The 18,955-nt window shown below is 74.7% G+C and carries 12 protein-coding genes and 1 tRNA gene; 7 read left to right on the top strand and 6 right to left on the bottom strand.

The annotated features are described in order from the left end of the window. Positions 1 to 80 precede the first annotated feature (80 nt). Positions 81 to 2,210: an ATP-dependent DNA helicase UvrD2 gene (locus LG274_RS03965; RefSeq protein WP_404465535.1), complete on the top strand. Its 2,130-nt coding sequence runs from the start codon at positions 81 to 83 to the stop codon at positions 2,208 to 2,210. 66 nt (positions 2,211 to 2,276) lie between these two features. Here the strand turns inward: LG274_RS03965 and LG274_RS03960 are convergent, their stop codons facing one another. After that, positions 2,277 to 3,134, bottom strand: a complete 858-nt coding sequence (locus tag LG274_RS03960) for a ThiF family adenylyltransferase (RefSeq protein WP_404465533.1) — start codon at positions 3,132 to 3,134, stop codon at positions 2,277 to 2,279. Between the two features lie 102 nt (positions 3,135 to 3,236). Here LG274_RS03960 and LG274_RS03955 point away from each other — a divergent pair, with 102 nt between their 5' ends. After that, complete coding sequence (locus tag LG274_RS03955; protein ID WP_298713795.1) at positions 3,237 to 3,971, top strand: M48 family metallopeptidase; 735 nt, start codon at positions 3,237 to 3,239, stop codon at positions 3,969 to 3,971. 14 nt (positions 3,972 to 3,985) lie between these two features. Here LG274_RS03955 and LG274_RS03950 read toward each other — a convergent pair whose 3' ends face one another. Further along, the gene (locus LG274_RS03950) at positions 3,986 to 5,386 is read right to left on the bottom strand and encodes a zinc-dependent metalloprotease (protein ID WP_404465530.1); all 1,401 of its coding nucleotides are present in this window, start codon (positions 5,384 to 5,386) and stop codon (positions 3,986 to 3,988) included. Positions 5,387 to 5,590: 204 nt separating this feature from the next. Between LG274_RS03950 and LG274_RS03945 the strand changes: the two genes are divergently transcribed. The 3 genes from LG274_RS03945 (at position 5,591) to LG274_RS03935 (ending at position 10,133) form a co-directional block, all read left to right on the top strand. Beyond that, complete coding sequence (locus tag LG274_RS03945; RefSeq protein WP_404465528.1) at positions 5,591 to 6,670, top strand: PDZ domain-containing protein; 1,080 nt, start codon at positions 5,591 to 5,593, stop codon at positions 6,668 to 6,670. Between the two features lie 129 nt (positions 6,671 to 6,799). Beyond that, positions 6,800 to 9,949: a UPF0182 family protein gene (locus LG274_RS03940; protein ID WP_404465526.1), complete on the top strand. Its 3,150-nt coding sequence runs from the start codon at positions 6,800 to 6,802 to the stop codon at positions 9,947 to 9,949. A 110-nt stretch (positions 9,950 to 10,059) separates the two neighbouring features. After that, a tRNA-Met gene (locus tag LG274_RS03935) sits at positions 10,060 to 10,133 on the top strand. A gap of 139 nt (positions 10,134 to 10,272) precedes the next feature. Here LG274_RS03935 and LG274_RS03930 read toward each other — a convergent pair. From LG274_RS03930 to LG274_RS03920, 3 genes are all read right to left on the bottom strand, one after another. Continuing rightward, a complete protein-coding gene (locus LG274_RS03930; protein ID WP_404465524.1) occupies positions 10,273 to 11,652 on the bottom strand; it encodes a sodium/glutamate symporter in 1,380 nt (459 codons plus the stop codon). 192 nt (positions 11,653 to 11,844) lie between these two features. Further along, on the bottom strand, positions 11,845 to 12,648 hold the full coding sequence (locus LG274_RS03925; RefSeq protein ID WP_404465522.1) for a PspA/IM30 family protein: 804 nt from the start codon (positions 12,646 to 12,648) through the stop codon (positions 11,845 to 11,847). A 146-nt stretch (positions 12,649 to 12,794) separates the two neighbouring features. Further along, the gene (locus LG274_RS03920; RefSeq protein ID WP_404465520.1) at positions 12,795 to 14,978 is read right to left on the bottom strand and encodes a TPM domain-containing protein; all 2,184 of its coding nucleotides are present in this window, start codon (positions 14,976 to 14,978) and stop codon (positions 12,795 to 12,797) included. Between the two features lie 237 nt (positions 14,979 to 15,215). Between LG274_RS03920 and LG274_RS03915 the strand changes: the two genes are divergently transcribed. After that, positions 15,216 to 16,637, top strand: a complete 1,422-nt coding sequence (locus tag LG274_RS03915; RefSeq protein ID WP_404465518.1) for a S1C family serine protease — start codon at positions 15,216 to 15,218, stop codon at positions 16,635 to 16,637. Further along, positions 16,634 to 17,434, top strand: coding sequence for a PIG-L deacetylase family protein (locus LG274_RS03910; RefSeq protein ID WP_404465516.1), 801 nt, complete (start codon positions 16,634 to 16,636; stop codon positions 17,432 to 17,434). Before LG274_RS03915 ends, LG274_RS03910 begins: the two co-directional genes overlap by 4 nt. 58 nt (positions 17,435 to 17,492) lie before the next feature. Here the strand turns inward: LG274_RS03910 and LG274_RS03905 are convergent, their stop codons facing one another. After that, positions 17,493 to 18,953, bottom strand: a complete 1,461-nt coding sequence (locus tag LG274_RS03905; protein ID WP_404465514.1) for an anti-sigma factor domain-containing protein — start codon at positions 18,951 to 18,953, stop codon at positions 17,493 to 17,495. Positions 18,954 to 18,955: the final 2 nt, after the last annotated feature.

The raw sequence follows: 18,955 nt of genomic DNA, 5'->3' as shown, positions 1-18,955 counted from the left end.
GCGCACCGGCGTCCGCGGGTTGGTACGGTGGGACGTCGCCGGACGCGCAGACCCTGGACACCGAGGAGGACTCGTCCCGCATGAGCACTCCCGATGAGATCCTCCGCGGGCTCGACGCCGAGCAGCGGCAGGCCGCCACCGCCCTCCGGGGCCCCGTGTGCATCCTGGCCGGCGCCGGCACGGGCAAGACCCGCGCCATCACCCACCGCATCGCCTACGGCGTCGCCTCCGGGGTGTTCGACCCCCACCGCACCCTCGCGCTGACGTTCACTGCGCGCGCGGCCGCGGAGATGCGCACGCGCCTGCGCGACCTCGGGGTGGACGGCGTCCAGGCCCGCACGTTCCACTCCGCCGCGCTGCGCCAGCTGCAGTACTTCTGGCCGCAGGCCGTCGGCGGTCCGATGCCCACGCTCGTGGAGAACAAGGTGCGCCTGCTCACCCAGGTGGCCCAGGGCATGCGCATGAGCGTGGACCGCGCCGGGCTGCGCGACCTCGCCGGCGAGATCGAGTGGGCCAAGGTCTCCCTCCACGCTCCCGAGGGATACGCCGAGGCGGCCAAGGGGCGGGAGATGCCCTCGGGCTGGACCGCCACCACCGTGGCACGCCTCTACACGGGGTACGAGGAGGCCAAGACCGCCCGCAACATGATCGACTTCGAGGACGTGCTGCTCATCCTCGTGGGCATCCTCTCCACGGAGCCGCGCATCGCGGCCACGATCCGGGACCAGTACCGCGTCTTCGTGGTGGACGAGTACCAGGACGTCTCCCCGCTGCAGCACCGCCTCCTGGACCTCTGGCTCGGGGACCGCGCGGACCTGTGCGTGGTGGGTGACTCCTCCCAGACGATCTACTCGTTCACGGGCGCGACCTCCCGCTTCCTCACAGGCTTCCGCGAGCGCCACCAGGAGGCCACCGTCGTCAAGCTCGTGCGCGACTACCGCTCGAGCCCCCAGATCGTGGAGGCCGCCAACCGGCTCCTCGCGGCGCGCACGGCGGAGGGGCAGCGCGACCGCCGGCTCCCGCACTGGCCCGAGCCGCTCCAGCTCACCTCGCAGCGCCCCGCGGGGCCCGACGTCGTCTTCGCCGAGTGCACGGACGACGAGGCCGAGGCGGGCTGGGTGGCCCAGCGGATCCGCGAGCTCGTGGACGGGGGCACTCCGCCCGCCGAGATCGCGGTCCTCTTCCGCACGAACGGCCAGTCGGAGGCGTTCGAGACCGCTCTGTCCGCGGCGGGACTGGGCTACCAGCTGCGGGGCGGCGAGCGCTTCTTCTCCCGCCGCGAGGTGCGCGACGGCATCCTGCAGCTGCGCGCCGCGGCACGCGCCGACCCGGGCCTCACAGGGGAGGAGGTGACCGCCCGTGCACGGGACGTCCTGGCCTCCCTCGGGTACTCGGCCGAGCCGCCCGCCGCCACGGGCGCGGCGCGCGAGCGCTGGGAGTCGCTGCACGCGCTCGTGAACCTCGCCGACCAGCTGGCCGCCGCCCGCGGGGCCGAGTTCACGCTCACCGAGCTGGTGGCCGAGCTCGACGAGCGCGCCCAGCACCAGCACGCCCCCACGGTGCAGGGCGTCACGCTCGCCTCCCTGCACTCGGCCAAGGGCCTCGAGTGGGACGCGGTCTTCCTGGTGGGGCTGTCCGAGGGGCTCATGCCCATCTCCTTCGCGGACACGCCCGCCGAGATCGACGAGGAGCGCCGCCTGCTCTACGTGGGCATCACGCGCGCCCGCCAGCATCTGTCGCTGACGTGGACGCTCTCCCGCGGCACCGGCGGGCGCGCCTCGCGGCGGGCCTCCCGCTTCCTGCGGGACATCGACCCGACCCTCGGCGGCACCCGCGAGCACGCCCCCGCCGCCGCGTCCGGGGCAGGCGCACCCCGCGGTCGGCGGCGCGGCGCCACCGTGGCCACGTGCCGCACGTGCGGCAAGGCCCTCGAGACGGGCGCCGAGCGCAAGGTCGGCCGCTGCCTGGACTGCCCGGCCACCTACGACGAGGCCGTTCTCGACACCCTGCGGGACTGGCGCGCCAGCACCGCCCGCGCGGGGAAGGTGCCCGCGTTCGTGGTGTTCACGGACGCGACCCTCGTGGCGATCGCGGAGGCCATGCCGGCCACCCCCCTCGACCTCATCAAGGTCCCGGGCGTGGGCAAGGCCAAGCTGGACCGCTACGGCCCGGACGTGCTCGAGCTGCTCCACGGCACCGCGCCCGCCTGAGTCACCAGGTCCGCCTGAGTCACCACGCCCGCCCGAGATGCCGGGGGGTCGGATCACGCGCCCGGGTCAGGCCCCCGACGAAGGCTCCCCGAGGTCCGGCGGCCCGCCGAAGCCGGGCAGCACCCCGAACTCCTGGTGCAGCTCCCCGCTCAGCTCCCGGGTGAGCGCGGCCAGGTCCGCCGCCATCCCGTCCGGGTCGCACGGGCACCCGTGCCGCGGGCGGACGCCCTCGGTGGTCTCGTCCAGCGCATAGGCCCAGCTGCGCACGACGCCCTGCCATGCGGGGGAGGAGGAGCCCGCGACCAGCAGGTCGTGGACGAGGACGGCGGTGCGCAGTGCCCCGAGCACACTCTCCGGATCCTCCTCGCCCGGCCCGTCCTCCCACGCCGCGTCGCGGCTGCGGCCGGTGGCGGCCTCCTCCGCCGGGCGGCGGACGTGCTCGCACAGGGCGCACCCGGGGGATCCGGCGATCGTCCAGGGCCCGACGGCCGACTCCTCGTCCACGACCACCGGCAGGAGCGGGTGCTCGGCGGCCAGCGCCCGCGCCACGAGCGATTCGTCGATCCGTCCGCGCGTCACCGAGACGGTGGCCGTCCCCATGAGCACGGCCTCCGGCCCATGGTGGGCGAACACCTGCTCGCGCGGGTGGAGTTCGCGGATCCGCCGCTCGGCCGCGACGGCACGGGGCCGGCCGAGGTCCGCCGGCCGGTAGCCCGTGCCGAGGTCCGACGCCCCCACGGGCGTGGGATCCCACAGGGCGAGCGGGCCCATGCCCCGGCTGGCCAGGAGCAGGGCGATCGCCAGCCCGGTGCGGCCGAGCCCCGTGACGTGGACGCCGTCGGGGAAGTCCACGGGCGGGCCGTGGGGAGGAGCGGAGGAGGTGGGACGGCCTTCGCCGTCGGGAAGCGGGAGGGGGCGGGGCATGGAGGTCTCCGATCGCTCGACGTGGCCCCACGGTGTCACGAGGGAGGCGCCGCGGGGGCCTCATCCACAGGGATCCGCGGAGCCGTCGCGCACAATGGTGTGATGCCGCCGCGTCGCCCCGCCTCCCGCCCGGTCCGCGAGACCGTCGACCTGGACTGGGAGGGCACGCCGGTGCGGCTCGTGCGCTCCACCGCGCGCACGCGCACCGTGTCCGCCGTGTGGCGCGAGGGCCGCCTGCAGGTCTCCGTCCCCGCCCGGCTCTCCCGCGCCGAGGAGCGGGAATGGATCTCCCGCATGGTCGAGCGCGCGGGCGCGGCCCCGGCGCCCGCGGGTCCCACGCCGCCGACCGACGGAGGCGCCGGGCCTGATCCGAGCCGTCCCCGCACGTCCACGCCCGGGGCGTCCTCGCCCGCCACGCCCGACCCCGGGGCCTCCGCCCCGGGCGACGCCGCCCTGCTGGCCTGGGCGCGCCGCGTCTCGGCCGAGCACTACGGGGGCGAGGCGGATCCGGTGAGCGTCACGTGGTCCACGCGGCAGCGGCACCGCTGGGGATCGTGCACCCCGGCTCGGCGCACCATCCGGCTCTCGGCGCAGCTGCGCGGCATGCCCGACTGGGTGGTGGAGGCCGTCCTGGTGCACGAGGTGGCCCACCTGCTCGAGTCCGGCCACGGGCCCCGCTTCCAGAGGCTCGTCGCCCGCCACCCCCGCTACGCCGAGGCCATGGCGTTCCTCGCCGGCGTCACCTACGCGCAGGGCCGCGGCCTCGCCGCCGGGCCCGCTTCCGCAGACGACGACGTCGCCGCCCCGGGCTGGAGCGACGACGTCGAGGGGGGCTGAGGCAGGCGCGGGGCTCAGCCCTCCTTGGGGGCCTCGCCGAAGCCGCCGTCGAGTAGCCGCTGCAGCTCGTCGTCGAGGGCGTCCGTGGAGGCGTCCGCGGCCGTGCGGCGCTCCGCGTAGCCCGTGGGGTCGTCGAGGTCCTCGCCCGTGGGCTGGCGCTCGGGATGGCGCCAGATCGCCTCGCGGTACTCCTTGCCCTGCTCGGCCGTGACGTGCTCCCAGAACGCGGCCGCCTCGCGCAGGCGGCGCGGGCGCAGCTCGAGGCCCACGAGGGCGGCGAACGCCTGCTCGGCGGGTCCCCCGGAGGCGCGCCGACGGTTCATGGTCTCGCGCAGCGCGCTCGCGGACTCCAGCGGCGTGGCCGCCTCGGCGACGACGACGTCGACCCAGCCCTCCACGAGGGCGATGAGCAGCTCGAGCTGCTCGAGGGCGGCGCGCTGGGTGGCATCCGGCTCTGCGATGAACGAGGCGCCGTCGAACACGGCCTGCATGGACTCCGGGTCCATGGGGTCGACGGACTCCGCGGCCCGCTCGATCCCGCTCACGTCCAGACGGATGCCGGCCGCGTACTGCTCGATCGCGGCGAACAGGTCCCGCTCGAGCCACGGGGAGTGCAGGAAGAGGCGCATGCGGGCCACCTCGCGCAGCGCGAGGTACAGGCGCACCTGGTCGTCCGGGACGCTGAGCCCGTCGCCGAACTCCTCGATGTTCACGGGGATCAGGGCCAGGCGGTGGCCGGCGATCGGCAGGCCGATGTCCGTTCCCGAGAGCACGTCCTTGCCGAGCGCGCCCACGGCGCCGCCGAGCTGGAGGCCGAACATGGTGCCGCCCATGTTCTTGAGCATGGGCTGCAGGCCGCCCAGCATCGAGGGGTCCATGCCCTCGGGCAGCTGGCCGGGCAGCTGCTGCTCGATGGCGGCGGACATCGCGTTCGCGAGCGAGACGGCCACGGGGCCGGTCATCCGCTGCCAGTTCTCCATGGTGGCCTCGACCCACTCGGCGCGGGACCACGCGGCCCCCATCTGCCCCGTGGACTCCGTGTCCGTCACGCCGTCCAGCCAGAGCTCGGCCAGGCGCAGGGCCTCGTCCACCTCGCGGCGAGCGAAGGAGCCCACGGCGGGGTCCTCGCCCGCGACCGCCTGGCGCGCGGCCTGCTTGGCCAGGGTCCAGTTGACCGGGCCCTCGGAGCCCGCGCCCGGGTTCATCATGGCCTGGAACTGCGCCATGGCCTGCTGCATCATGGCGGGGTCCAGCCGGGAGGGGTCGAAGGGCATGCCGCCGGTCCCGCCCATGCCCTGCATGGCGCGGCGGATCTCCTCGACGTCCGGGGCCTGCCCGCCGAACATCTGCCGGAGCATGTCCTCCAGGGGGTCGCGGCCGTCGTCGGATCCGGGGGTCTGCGGGTGGTCAGTCATGCCGAACAGCGTATCCGCGGGCCTCGCGCCAGGCCCACGGATGGACGGCGCGGCGCCGCGGTTCGCGCAGGGCGCACGACGGCGCTCCGGCCCGGCCCCGGCCGCGGCGGCCCCGTAGACTGGTGCGACCGTCCCCCCGCCAGCGCGTCCGCGCCTGCGGCGACGGCCCCTGATCCAGGACCACGGCAGGAAAGTCGGTGTCGCGTGCCCGCAGTGCCCCGCGCAAGGAGCCGCCGCGGCGCCGCGCGCCCGTCGGTCTCCGCATGGATCGCCGCCGCCTCGGCGGCCACCGCCCTCGCGCTGCCCGCGCCGTACCTGCTGGAGGGGCCCGGCCCGGCCATCGACGTGCTGGGGGAGGCCGACGGCCACCCCGTCCTCACCGTCGACGGCGCCTCCCGGGCAGACCCGGGGGAGGGCGCCCTGGACATGACCACCGTGATGGTCTCCGGCCCGCCGACGGGCTCCACCTCCGTCCTCGAGCTTGCGAGCGCGCTCGTGGACCCGAGACGCGACACCACGCCGCGCGAGCTGGTCTACCCCACGGGCGTGTCCGCGGACCAGGTGAGCGAGTCCAACGCGGGGGCCATGACCGCCTCCCAGGACCTGGCGACGGCGGCCGCCCTGCACGAGCTCGGCCGCGACTACGGCCGCGGGCTCGCCGTGCGGGAGTTCGCCCCGGACAGCCCGGCCCGCGACGTGCTGCGTGCCGGCGACGAGGTGCTCGCGGCGGGCGGGACGCCCGTGGACGACGTCGCCGCCCTGCGCTCGGCGGTCGACGCCGCCGGCCCCGGGCCGGTCGCCCTGCGTGTGCTCCGGGACGGCGTCGAGACGGACGTGGAGGTCCCCGTGCGCGCCGCGCCGGAGGGCGCGGGCCAGGCGTGGCAGATCGGCGTGTTCCTCGAGACCGTGTACGACTTCCCGGTGGACGTGGAGATCAGCCTCGAGGACATCGGCGGTCCCTCCGCGGGCACCATGTTCGCCCTCGCCGTCCTGGAGCGCCTCACGCCCGGCGCGATGACGGGCGGCGCGCACATCGCGGGCACCGGCACCATCACCGAGGAAGGCCAGGTCGGTCCCATCGGCGGCATCGCCCAGAAGGTGCGCGGCGCCGCCGACGCCGGAGCGGCCGTGTTCCTGGCCCCGGCCGCCAACTGCGCGGACCTCGACGGCCGAGTGCCCGAGGGCATCGCCGTCTACGCCGTGGACACCCTCACGACCGCACGTGGCGTGGTCGAGGCCGTGGGCCGCGGCGAGACCCCCGACGGGGTGCCCACCTGTGGGTGATCCCCCCGCCCTTCGACATCCCGCGCGTCCCCTCCGTGGCCGCGGCGGACGACCCCGGACCCCAGACGCCCGTGCCGCCCGGCACGGCGCCGACCGCAGACCCCGCCCCCGGCGGGGAGAGGAGAGACAGTGAGCTTCGGACAGGGAAGCGGCGGGCCCTTCGGCGGCCCGCCCCGTGACGGCGGCGGATCCGCCGGCGCGGGGGGCTCCGGCCCCTTCGGCGGCTTCGGCCCCTTCGGCGGCGCCCCCATGGGCCCGGGCGACGGCGGGCCCGCGAGCCCCGGCAGCGGCGGTCCCAGCGGGCCCGGCGACGGCAACGGCAGCTCGGCGGCCGGCCGGCCCCGGCCGGCGACCCCCGGCCGCCCCAGTGCGCTCGTGCTCACGATCGTCTCCGTGGCGATCCTGGTGGGCCTGTTCGTGCTGTTCACCAACGTGTACACGGACGTGCTCTGGTTCTCCCAGGTGGGCTACGAGGACGTCTTCTGGACCGAGGTCCTCACCAAGGCGGCCCTGTTCCTGATCGGCGCGCTCCTGATGGGCTCCGCCGTGTGGCTGGCGATGCGGCTCGCGTGGCGCCACCGCCGGCAGGACGCCCCCGCCGACGCGCGTGACTCGCTCAGCCAGGCCCAGCGCCAGCTCGAGCCCATGCGCCGCCTCGTGTTCCTCGCGGTGCCGGTCATCCTGGGCCTCTTCGCGGGCTCGGCGGCCATGAACGGCTGGACGACCGTCCAGCTGTTCCTCCACCAGGTGCCCTACGGCCAGACGGACCCCGAGTTCGGCCTGGACCTCATGTTCTTCCTGGCCACGCTCCCGTTCCTCACCCTCGTGGTCGGGTACCTCGTCTCCGTGGTGCTCGTGGCGGGGATCGCCGGCCTGATCATCCACTACCTGTACGGCTCCGTGCGGGTGGAGGACTCCGGGGGACTGTCCGTCACGCCCTCCGCGCGGGTCCACATCGCCGTGACGCTGGCGCTGTTCCTGCTCCTCCAGGCCGTCACGTTCTGGCTCAACCGGTACCGCACCACGCAGTCGCAGACCGGCTCGTGGGCGGGCGCCATGTACACGGACGTCAACGCCGTGATCCCCACCTCCGCGATCCTCGCGGTCACCGCCCTGATCGTGGCCGCGCTGTTCGTGTGGACCGTGTTCTCCGGACAGTGGCGCCTGCCGCTGGTGGGCACCGCCGTGCTGGTCATCACCGCCCTCGTGGTGGGCACGGCCTACCCGTACCTGGTGCAGCAGTATCAGGTGCAGCCCTCCGAGCGCACGCTCGAGGCCGAGTACATCGATCGCAACATCCGGATGACCCGTGAGGCCTACGGCCTCGACGACGTGCAGGTGACCACCTACGAGGGCAGCGTCGAGGCGCAGGAGGGAGCCCTCGCCGGCGAGGAGGCCAACACGGCCAACGTGCGCCTCATGGACCCGAACCTCATCTCGCAGACCTTCGGGCAGCTCCAGCAGTTCCGCCCCTACTACTCGTTCCCCGGCACGCTGCACGTGGACCGCTACGAGGTGGACGGCGAGTCCCGGGACACCATCCTCGCCGCGCGCGACGTGAACGTGGAGGACTCCCAGTCCTGGGTGAACCGCCATGCCATCTACACGCACGGCTACGGCATGGTCATGGCTGACGCCTCCGAGGTGGCGGCCGGCGGCCGTCCCTCGTTCCTGCTCTCCGAGATCCCCTCGCGGGGCCCGCTCACCGACGACTCCCAGTACGAGCCGCGCATCTACTTCGGGCTCAACTCGCCCGAGTACTCCGTGGTGGGCGCGCCGGAGGGTGCCCCCGCCGTCGAGCGCGACCGCCCCCAGACGGCGGACTCCGGGGAGGACACGGCCTACACCTTCGCCGGCGACGGCGGCCCGGCCGTGGGCGGGCTCTTCAACAAGCTCGCCTACGCCGTGAAGTTCGGCTCGCCCGAGCTCCTGCTCTCCTCGGATGTGAACAGCGCCTCGCAGATCCTCTACGACCGCCATCCGGAGGAGCGGGTCCGCAAGGTGGCCCCGTACCTGACGGTGGACACCAACGCCTACCCGGCGATCGTGAACGGGCGCGTGAAGTGGATCGTGGACGCCTACACGACGTCCGACCAGTTCCCCTACTCCACGTCGCAGCGCCTCGGCGACGCCACACAGGACGCGCTGAACCGCGACCAGCGGGCGCTGCTGACCGGCCAGGTGAACTACATCCGCAACTCCGTGAAGGCCACCGTGGACGCCTACGACGGCTCCGTGGAGCTCTACGCCTGGGACGAGGAGGACCCGCTGCTGAAGGCGTGGCAGGGCGTGTACCCGTCCTCGCTCAAGCCCTACTCGGAGATGAGCGCCGCCCTCCTGGACCACGTGCGCTACCCGGAGGACATGTTCAAGGTGCAGCGCGAGCTGCTGGGCCGCTACCACGTGACCGACGCGGACGACTTCTACGAGAACAACGACGCCTGGTCCGTGCCCGCCGACCCCACGCAGGACGACCCGAACGTCAAGCAGCCCCCGTACTACATGACCCTGCAGGTGCCCGGCCAGGACGAGCCCGCGTACTCGCTGACCACCACCTACATCCCGCAGATCACCGAGGGCTCGCAGCAGCGCAACGTCCTCTACGGGTTCCTCTCGGCCAGCGGCGACGCCGGCACGGGCAGGGACGGTGAGCGGGCCGAGGGCTACGGCACGCTCCGTCTGCTGGAGCTGCCGCGCCAGACCACGGTCCCCGGGCCGGGCCAGGCGCAGGCCAACTTCGACTCCAACGCCGGTGTCTCCCAGGAGCTGAACCTGCTGCGCCAGGGCGCCTCCGAGGTGCTCAACGGCAACATGATCACGCTCCCGGTGGCGGGCGGCATCCTCTACGTGCAGCCCGTGTATGTGCGCTCCTCGGGCGCCACGTCCTACCCCACCCTGCGCAAGGTGCTGGTCTCCTTCGGGGACAGGGTGGGCTTCGCCGACACCCTCCAGGAGGCCCTGGACCAGGTCTTCGGCGGCGACTCCGGGGCCGTGACCCCGGAGGAGAATCAGGGCGACGGCGAGGGTGAGCCCGGTCAGGGTGAGCCCGGGGAGCCGAAGCCCGCGGACCAGGAGCTGAGCGCCGCGCTCGCGGAGGCGCAGGACGCCATCGCGCGCGGCCAGGAGGCCATGGCGGCGGGCGACTGGGCCGCCTACGGCGAGCAGCAGAAGCGCCTCGACGAGGCGTTGAAGCGGGCGACGGCCGCCGACGACGCCCTGCGCGGGACCCCGCCCGCGGACGGGGCGGAGGAGGCCCCCGAGCCCCAGCCCGCGGGCTGATCCGACCACGCCCCCGCCGTCTCGGATGGCGGGGGCGTGGCCGTCAGGTGACGGGCGGCTGTCCTCGATTTGAACGCACTGCTCCGGGTGTGTATAGTCATACGAGTCGCCGCGGGGTGGAGCAGTTCGGTAGCTCGCCGGGCTCATAACCCGGAGGTCGCAGGTTCAAATCCTGCCCCCGCAACGAGAGAAGGCCCCCAGCATCTGCTGGGGGCCTTCGTGCGTGTCCGGGAGGACCCCGGCTGAGACGACGGCGGCGTCCGGCGGACCTCCACCGCTCGTGGTGGGGGACCGCCCGACGCCGCCGTCGGAGTGCGGGACGCTCAGGCCTTCACGGCCGTCCGGCGCGCCGGATCCGTGCGCCGCAGCCAGATGGAGACGAGGATCGCGGCGACGGCGATCGCGCCCCAGATGCCCACCACCGACCAGGCCAGGCCCGCGATCAGCAGCAGCGGCACGAAGGAGACGGCGGCGATCTCGACGGGCACCACGGGAATGTAGGCCACGCCGAACTGCTCCATGGTCCCGGACTTCAGCTTGGGGTCCACGATGCGCAGCATGGCCACGCCGGTGGCGACCGCGCCGGTGGCCCAGCCCCACGTGAACAGCTGCTTCTCGAACCACGAGTCGGTCATGACGCGCGGGGCCACGAAGGTGCCGAGCGCCAGCGCGAGGGCCAGGCCCACGACGAAGAGCACGAGCAGGGGCTGCCAGTACTCGACCACCACGGTGGGGGCGATCGAGGCGATGCCGCACACGATGAGGATGTCCGTGGCGGTGCCCGAGACCGAGTTGAGCGAGGCGGAGTCCAGGAACTGCGCGGTCCGCGTGGCCTGGAACAGCACGCGCGCGACCAGGCCCATGATGAACGCGATCGCGAACGCCGGGATGATCAGCTGGGGCCCGCCCTCGCCCACGACCTGCGGCCACACGGCGGTGATCCACGTGACGACGCCGTGGGCGGCGGCGGCGATCATGGCGACGATGCCGACCTGGAATGCGAGGGACTCCACGGAGGCGGCGGAGAAGGTGTGGCGGCCGATCACGGGGCGCTCCTCCACCTGGCTGAGCACGCCGGTGCGCAGCTCGTCCGGGATGGACGTCAGGCCGGCGAACTCCTGGGCGTGCCCGCGCTTGGCGCCGATCTTGGCCTGGATGATGCCGCCCACCACGCCCACGATCATGCCGACGGTGGCGGAGGTGTACGCCAGGGACGTCACGGTCGCGTCCCCGTTCGCGGCGTATGCCTGGCCCACGGCCGCGGCTGAGCCGAAGCCGCCGGCCCAGCCGGCGAACAGCAGGGCGGCGAAGGAGTCCGGGGTGCCGAACAGCGGCTTGAGCACCACGAGCGCCACGAGCGCGCCGAGGGCCACCTGGGACGCGTAGATCAGCACGCCGTAGGCCGCGAACGAACCCACGGGACGGCCGATCTTGCGCACGTCGAAGTCGTCCGTCAGCGCGATGCAGACGAAGACGATGACGATGAGGATCGACCCGTAGGTGCCCAGCTGCGAGCTGAAGGGCAGCCATCCGGCGCCGTTCGGGCCCAAGGCCAGCCCCAGGATGCCGGCGATCACCGAGGCGGGGATCATCAGGGTCTGGAGGGGCTTGATGAGGGCGCGGCCGAGCGTGCCGACGGCGAGCAGCGCGCCGATCAGCCCCCCGTCCACCAGGACGGACCACGCCGTGAACTGGTCTTGCATGTGGAGGTACCCCTGTCGGGTGCGAGGGAGGAACGAGGATCCCCCGAGGGATGCGGGGGACTGGGGGACCCTAGCAATCCGCCCCCGCAGACGCGAAAACGGCGACGCCGGGCACCCGGGAGGGGTGCTCGACGTCGCCGTCGTCGAGGGGCGGACGCGGCCGCGGCGCGGCCGGCGTCGTCCCGCAGGCGATCAGGCCTGGGCCCGGGTGGCCGTCTCGTCCTCGGCGTAGTCCAGCTGGAGGTTCTGGCCCTCGGCGGCGGAGGACTCGATCTGGGCGGGCGACTGGCCGGCCTTGAGGGCAGCGAGGCGCGCCTCGACCTCGGTCTGCTCGCCGAGGTCCTCGAGGGACTCGAACTGGGCGTCCAGGGAGGAGGAGGCGAGCTCCTGCTGGCCGCGCACGCGGGCCTCCTCACGGCGGACCTTCTCCTCGAAGCGGTTGACCTCGGAGGTGGGGTCCAGCAGGTCGATGGACTTCACGGCGTCGGCCACGGCGGACTGGGCGTGGGCGGACTTCGCGCGGGCCGTGAGCTCGTCCCGCTTGGAGACCAGCTGCTGGCGCTTGACCTTCATCTGGTCGAGGCCGGTCTTGAGCCGCTCCACGATGTCGCGCTGGGAGGTGATGGTCGGCTCGGCCGACTTCATCTGGCGCTCGGCGTCCATCTGACGCTCGATGGCGACCTTGGCGAGGTTGTCGAACTTGTCCGCGGAGGCGGTGTCGCCGCTGCTGCGGAAGTCGTCGGCCTTCTGCGAGGCGGCGAGGGCCTTCTGGCCCCAGCTGCGGGACGCGTCCTGGTCCTCGCGGTAGTCGTCCTCGATCATGCGCAGGTTGCCGATGGTCTGGGCGACGGCGGCCTCGGCCTCCGCGATGTTGTTCGTGTAGTCCCGGACCATCTGGTCCAGCATCTTCTGGGGATCCTCCGCCTTGTCGAGCATGGCGTTGATGTTGGCCTTGGCCAGGGTGCTGATGCGACCGAGGATGGACTGCTTGACCATGATGTCTGCCTTTCGTCGGTGTTCCACTTCCCGCGGGCCGGCGGCCCGCGGTGGTTCGTGCGTCCCGGCCGGCCCGAGGGCGGACGGGTCCCGTGCCGGTCAGGACCGGGCCGGGGCCGGCGCGTCGACGCCGGAGTCGTGGGCGATCAGAAGCCTCCGCCGCTGATGTCGCCGAAGCCGCCGAAGTCGCCGCCGCCGAGCCCGCCGCCGTCGAATCCGCCGAAGCCGCCGCCGCCCCACGAGTCGTGGTGGCCGCCGCCGAGCATCGAGTTCATGAGGATGCCGCCGAGCAGCGCGCCGCCGAGTCCGCCCGCGAAGCCGCCGCCGACGCCGCTGCGCTGGTAGCCCATGCCGGGGCCGTAGCCCATGGTGCCCATGCCGCCGCCGTAGCCGAAGCCGCTCACGTCCTCCTGCGCGAGCTCGCTCGCGCGGTCGGCCAGCTGGGAGGCGCGCTGCGCGTGCTGCAGGGCCGTCACGGGGTCGGAGCCGCCCAGCTGCATGGCGGTCTGGAGGGCGCGGTCCGCCTCCGCGAGCCGGGTGCGCGCCTCGGATCCCACGGCGCCGCGGCGAGCGCCGATGAAGGAGGCCGTCCCGTCGATCTGCGCCTGGGCCTGGGCGATCGCCGCCTGGAGCATCTGCGCGGCCTGGCGGGCCTGCTCGCGGCCGTCGCGCACGCTGGAGAGCGGCACGTCGAGCTGTCGGTGCGCGGCCTCGAGACGGCGCAGGAGGTCCAGCGGGTCAGGTCGTCCGGAGGCGAGGGAGGAGCGGACCGTGGTGAGGGTCTGCTTCATGCCGGCCACGGGGCCGGCGAGGTCGGCGTGGGCGCCGGAGCGGACCACGGCCTCGGCCTCGGCCACGTCCTGTTCGGACTGGGCGATGCCGGTGTGCACGTTCTGCAGCATCGTCCGCAGGGACTGGTCCGCACCGTCGACGGCCGCGGTGAGCGTGTCCACCTGGGCGAGGGACTCCTCTGCGGCGCGCACGGCCAGGGCGGCGGTGGAGCGATCCCCGGAGTTCCAGGCCTCCTTCGCCTTCGCCTCCGCGGTGCGGACGAACTCGATGCGCTGGCGTGCCTGGGCGGCGTTGTCCTTGACCTCGGCGAGGGCGGACTCGGCGTATGAGCCGTGCAGGGCGACGAGCGCGGACTCCGCCCGCCGGACGCGCTCCTCGGCCGCCGGGACCTTGGCGGCGATGCCCGCGAGCGCCTCGGGCACGCGGTTCTCGAGGTCCCGCAGGGAGTTGAACTCCTTCTCGTGGGCGGCCAGCGCCGCGCCGACCTCGTCGCAGCGCGCGATGATCTCCTTGAGCCACGAGCGCTGGTCGGCCTCGGTGTCCGGGATCTCGTCGTCGAGCTGGTGCTGGAGCTGGAAGGAGGCGCGCATGTGCTCCTTCGCCTTGTCCAGGTCCTCGCGGAACGTCCCCACGGACTTCTCCCCGTAGGAGGCCATCGCGAACCCGAGCTCCTGCTCGGAGGAGCGGATCGCGTCGTCCGCGGCCACCAGCTTGGAGCCGGCCTTCGTGCGCAGCTCCTCCACCGGGAGCGCGTCCAGGGGGTCGCGCGGGGCAGCGGGACCGGCCGCGACCTCGCGGCCGCGGGCCTCGCCCCCGCCCTTGCGCTTGCGGCCCCGGGCCACCGCGACGCCGCCGGCCACCGCGGCGGCCACCGCGCCGGCGCCGAGCAGGCCGGTCAGCGGGCCGCCCGCGCCGTCGGAGGGGGCGGCGTCCTGCTGCCCGGAGTCCTGCCGGGCGGCGCCGCCGGCCCCGGCGCCCGCGGGGAGCGGGCCGCCCGGATCGAGCTGCGCGCCGCTGGCCCCCCGGCCGTCGAGCGCGCCGTCGGCGGCGTCGTCCACGCCCGCGATCGCGGCCTCGGCCGGGGCGAGCCAGTCGGCCGGGTCCGACGTCGGCAGGGCGGGACCGATGTACGCCGAGGTGATGTCCCCCTGCATCCGGTTGAGGGCGCTGCCGGCGTCGAAGCCGTAGAGGCCCTCCTCCACCGCGATCGCCAGCACCTGGTCATTCGAGCCCAGGGGGCGGGACGCATTGACGTCCTCCACCACTCCCTGGGAGCCCCCGACGCCGAACTGGTCCACGTACACCACGTAGAGGTTCTGACCGGTCTCGCGGCGCATCTGCTGGATGTCCTGCGTGAGGCGCTGCTCCTCGGAGGAGGAGAGGACGCCCGCCTCGTCCACCACCTGCACGCCCGGCGGCACGGCCACCACGGCGTGGGCGGCGGGCGCCGCCAGCGCGGCGAGGCCGAGGCCCACGCCTCCCGCGGTCACGGCGCGGCTGAGCCGGCCGACGTGCGTGGTGGGGGCGGGGATGGCCATGCAGGCGCTCCTTCGGTGGGCGTGCGGAGCGGACGCCGCCAGGAGGGCGGCGCCCGGGGGAACCTGCGCTCGAGTGTAGGGGCCGCCCGGCGGGGGAACCAGGGGTCCCGTCCGCCCCGCCCTGCTTCGTCCCGCATGTGGATGAGACGTTCAGGACACGTCCAGGCGGAGGGGGAACGATGGGGGCGCCGCCGGGGCAGGACCGACGCGCGGAGGGCCCGGGTCCGCTCGCAGAGCGTGGCCCGCACCGGGCCTCCAGGCAACGAGCAGCAGAGGCAGGACGCCGTGGACGAGACCACGCGGGGGCCGCAGACCGCCCCCCTCCAGGACGCGACCCTCCACCAGGGTGCCACCCCCCATCATGAGCCTGAAGCCGGCACGCGCTCCGGCGCGGCGGCCGTGCGTCCGGCGCGCCGCGTGGGCGTGGGCGCGCTCGCCGCGGCCGTGCTGGCCGCCGGGCTCGTGGGCGGCGGCGTGGGCGCCGGCGTGAGCCGCCTCGCGGACGACGCCCCGGCCGCCGTCGCCGGCACCGCCCAGGAGGGCCAGGGCGGTGCGGGGCAGGGAGAGCAGGCCCAGGCCGGCGCGACGCCCGGCGGCTCCGTCCCGCCCACGGGGGCCACCGCGGTGGGGCAGGCCGCCGGGAAGGCGCTGCCCTCCGTCGTGACGATCTCCGCGACCTCGCCCCAGGGCTCTGGGTCCGGCTCCGGCTCGATCCTCGACGCCGAGGGCCACATCCTGACCAACACCCACGTGGTGACCCTGGGCGGGCAGGCGGCCGACCCGTCCCTCACGGTCCGCACCTCGGACGGCACGGTGTACGCCGCCACGGTGGTGGGGACGGACCCGCTCTCCGACCTCGCGGTGCTGAAGATCGACGCCGAGGGGCTCACCCCCATCGAGCTCGGCTCCTCGAAGGACCTGAAGGTGGGCGACGACGCGATCGCGATCGGCGCGCCCCTGGGCCTGCCGAACACGGTGACGGACGGCATCATCTCCACGCTGGACCGCACGATCGCGGTCGCCTCCTCGGAGGCCCCGAAGCAGGACGCCGCCGCCGGCGCACCCGGCTCGGAGCGCTTCCGGTTCGAGCTGCCGAACTCCGCGCAGCAGGCCCAGCACGGCGAGGTGTACATCAACGTGGTGCAGACCGACGCGGCCATCAACCCGGGCAACTCCGGTGGCGCCCTCGTGGACGCCCAGGGCCGCCTCGTGGGGGTGAACGTGGCGATCGCCTCCGCGGGCGGCGCCGGTGGCTCCGGGGAGGCCGGCAACATCGGCGTGGGCTTCGCCATCCCGGTGGACTACGCGCACCGGATCGCGCAGGACCTGATCGAGGACGGCGAGGCCACCCACGGCATGCTCGGCGTGAGCGTCACCCCCGAGCCTGCGCAGGCCAAGGGCGGATCGGAGGACTCGGCGGCCGTGTTCAGCGCCGGCGCGCGGGTGCGCGACGTCGTCGCCGACTCCGCGGCCGCGACGGCGGGGCTGGAGTCCGGCGACGTCATCACCGCCGTGGGGGAGCGCGCCGTCTCCGACGCGCAGTCCCTCACCGCCGTCGTCCGTGAGCAGCGCGTGGGCGACACCGCCACCGTGCACTACCGCCGTGGCGGCGAGGAGAGGACCGCGGACGTCACCTTCGCGGACGGGGGCGCCGCGTGACGCCCGCGACGAACGCGGCCGCGACCGCCCTGGTCACCCCCGCGGCGCTCGCCCGGCAGCACGGCTGGCGCACCGTCCTCGCCGTGGGCGCCCACCCGGACGACCTCGACTTCGGCGCCGCGGCGACCCTGGCGGGCTTCTGCGCGGCCGGGCTGCGCGTCGTCCTGTGCGTGGTGACCGACGGCGACGCCGGCGGCTTCGACTCCGCGGGGCCCGAGGCCATGACGGCCCGCCGGCATGCCGAGCAGCGCGCGGCCGCCGCCGCGATCGGCGTGGAGGACGTGCGGTTCCTGGGGGAGCGGGACGGCCACCTCGAGCCGGACCACCGGGTCCGCAGGGCGCTCGTGCGCCTCATGCGCGAGGTGCGCCCCGACGTCGTCCTCTCCCCGCACCCCGAGCGGGACTGGGAGCGCATGCAGGCCGCCCATCCCGACCATCTCGCGTGCGGGGAGGCGGTGGTCCGCGCGGCGTACCCCGCCGTGGAGAATCCGTACGGCTACCCGGAGCTGGCCGAGGCCGGCCTCGAGGCGTTCCGCATCCGCCACCTGATGCTCTACACGGCGCCCGCCGAGCGGAGGAACCTCGCCGTGGACGTCACGGGGCTGGAGGACGTGAAGCTGCGCGCCCTCGACGCGCACCTCTCCCAGCACCCGGACCTGGAGGGGATGCGCCGGCACGTGCGGGGGATGCTGGCGGAGAACCACCGTGCCGCCGCGGGCCCGGCCGGCCCCGCGGGCTCGGCCGAGGCCTTCCACCTCGTCACCGTCAACGGCCCCGGCACGATCGCCGGCTTCTGACGGCCGCGGCCCCCGCCCGAGAGGAGCGGGGGCCGCGATCGATGCGGGTCGGTGCGTCTCAGCCGTGGCCGGAGGGGCGTCCGCCGTACTGGGGCCCGGTGTGCGAGCCGGGGTCCAGGCTGATGCTGACGAGGGGCTTCGAGGTGGGGACGGCGGGAGAGTCGTCCGCCTCCTCGGTGAGGGAGAGCGCGGCGAACCGGTCCAGACCGCGGAACGCCAGCGGGTCCCCGAAGTCGCCGGAGCCGTACTGCCCGAGCGAGGAGGGGGCCGAGCCGTCCTTCGGGTAGAGCCACACCTGGTAGGCCCTGCCCTCGGGAAGCCGGGGCATGCCGTTGACGGTGACGAACCCGCTGTTCTGATCCGGGGAGAGGAACGCCTGGAGCGTCCCGCCCTGGCGCCCCGGATACGTGGACGTGGTGTAGAGGTCCTGGGCCGACTCCACACGGTGCACGATCCCGGGACGGGAGAACTGGTCCCAGGCCACCCACGCGCCCGCGGCCACCACGAGCAGCGTCAGGAGGGCCAGCAGCGCGATCTTCAGCGGTCGCCGCCGGTCCCGGGGCGGACGGACGGGCCTGCCGGCCGCGTCCTCCGCGGCCGGAGCGGGCAGGCGGTGGAGCAGGTCGTCCAGCAGGGCCGAGGGCGGCTCCGCCACGACGCCGCGGAAGGCCCATGTCACGGCGCGGCGGGCGCCGTCCACGCGCGATCGCCACACCGCCAGGTCACCGCCGCCGCGGCGGCGCACGGCGTCGACGGCCGCGGCGTGGTCCTCGGGGCTCAGGGCATGGAGGGCGGCCAGGTCCGCCAGCTGGGCGCCGCGGCCGGCCTCGAGGTCCTCGGCGGTGGTGGCGCCGAGGGGGACGTCGGTCGTCCGGGCCGCGTCCGCGTCGGCGGGCTGGTCGAGTCCGCGGGCCAGCGTGCGGTGCGCGGCTGTGAGCTGGCGGACGCCGTTGCGCACCAGGGTGCGGGCCGTGTCGCGCGGAAGGCCCAGTCGCTCGGCGAGCTGGGCGTCGGTCAGGCCGCCGAGCCACGCACCGCGGACGGCCTCGAAGGCGGCGGGATCGACCCGCCCGCTGAGGTCCTCCGGAGGTGCGTGACGGTCGGAGGCGGCCGGCCCGGCGCCGTCGGGGAGGCGGCCCCGACCGGGCTCCGCCTCCTCTCGCAGCAGTCCGGTCATCACACGGTGGGCCAGCACCTCCAGCCACGCGAACACGAGGCGCTCGCGGTGGGCGGCGTCGTCCTTCTCGCTCAGGTCCAGCTCGGCCTCGGGGGCCGCCTCCCACGCGGCGAGGTAGGTCTGCAGCGTCGCCTCGGCCGCGTCCCGCGGGGAGCGGAACATGGCCGCCGCCATCCCGTGCACCCACGGCACGGTCGCGTCGTAGAACGCGGAGAAGGACGCGCGGTCCCCCCGGGCGCTCTGACGCAGCAGGGCGTCCACCGTGAGCGGGTCGGAGGGCGAGCGCCCGCCCTGCTCCTCGAGCGCGGGGGCGGGGGTCTCGTGCGCGTCAGTCGTGTCCATGG

Origin of the sequence: Micrococcus antarcticus, assembly GCF_044872765.1 — a bacterium.
Lineage (GTDB): Bacteria > Actinomycetota > Actinomycetes > Actinomycetales > Micrococcaceae > Micrococcus.
This window is presented reverse-complemented; position numbering and strand designations above follow the sequence as displayed.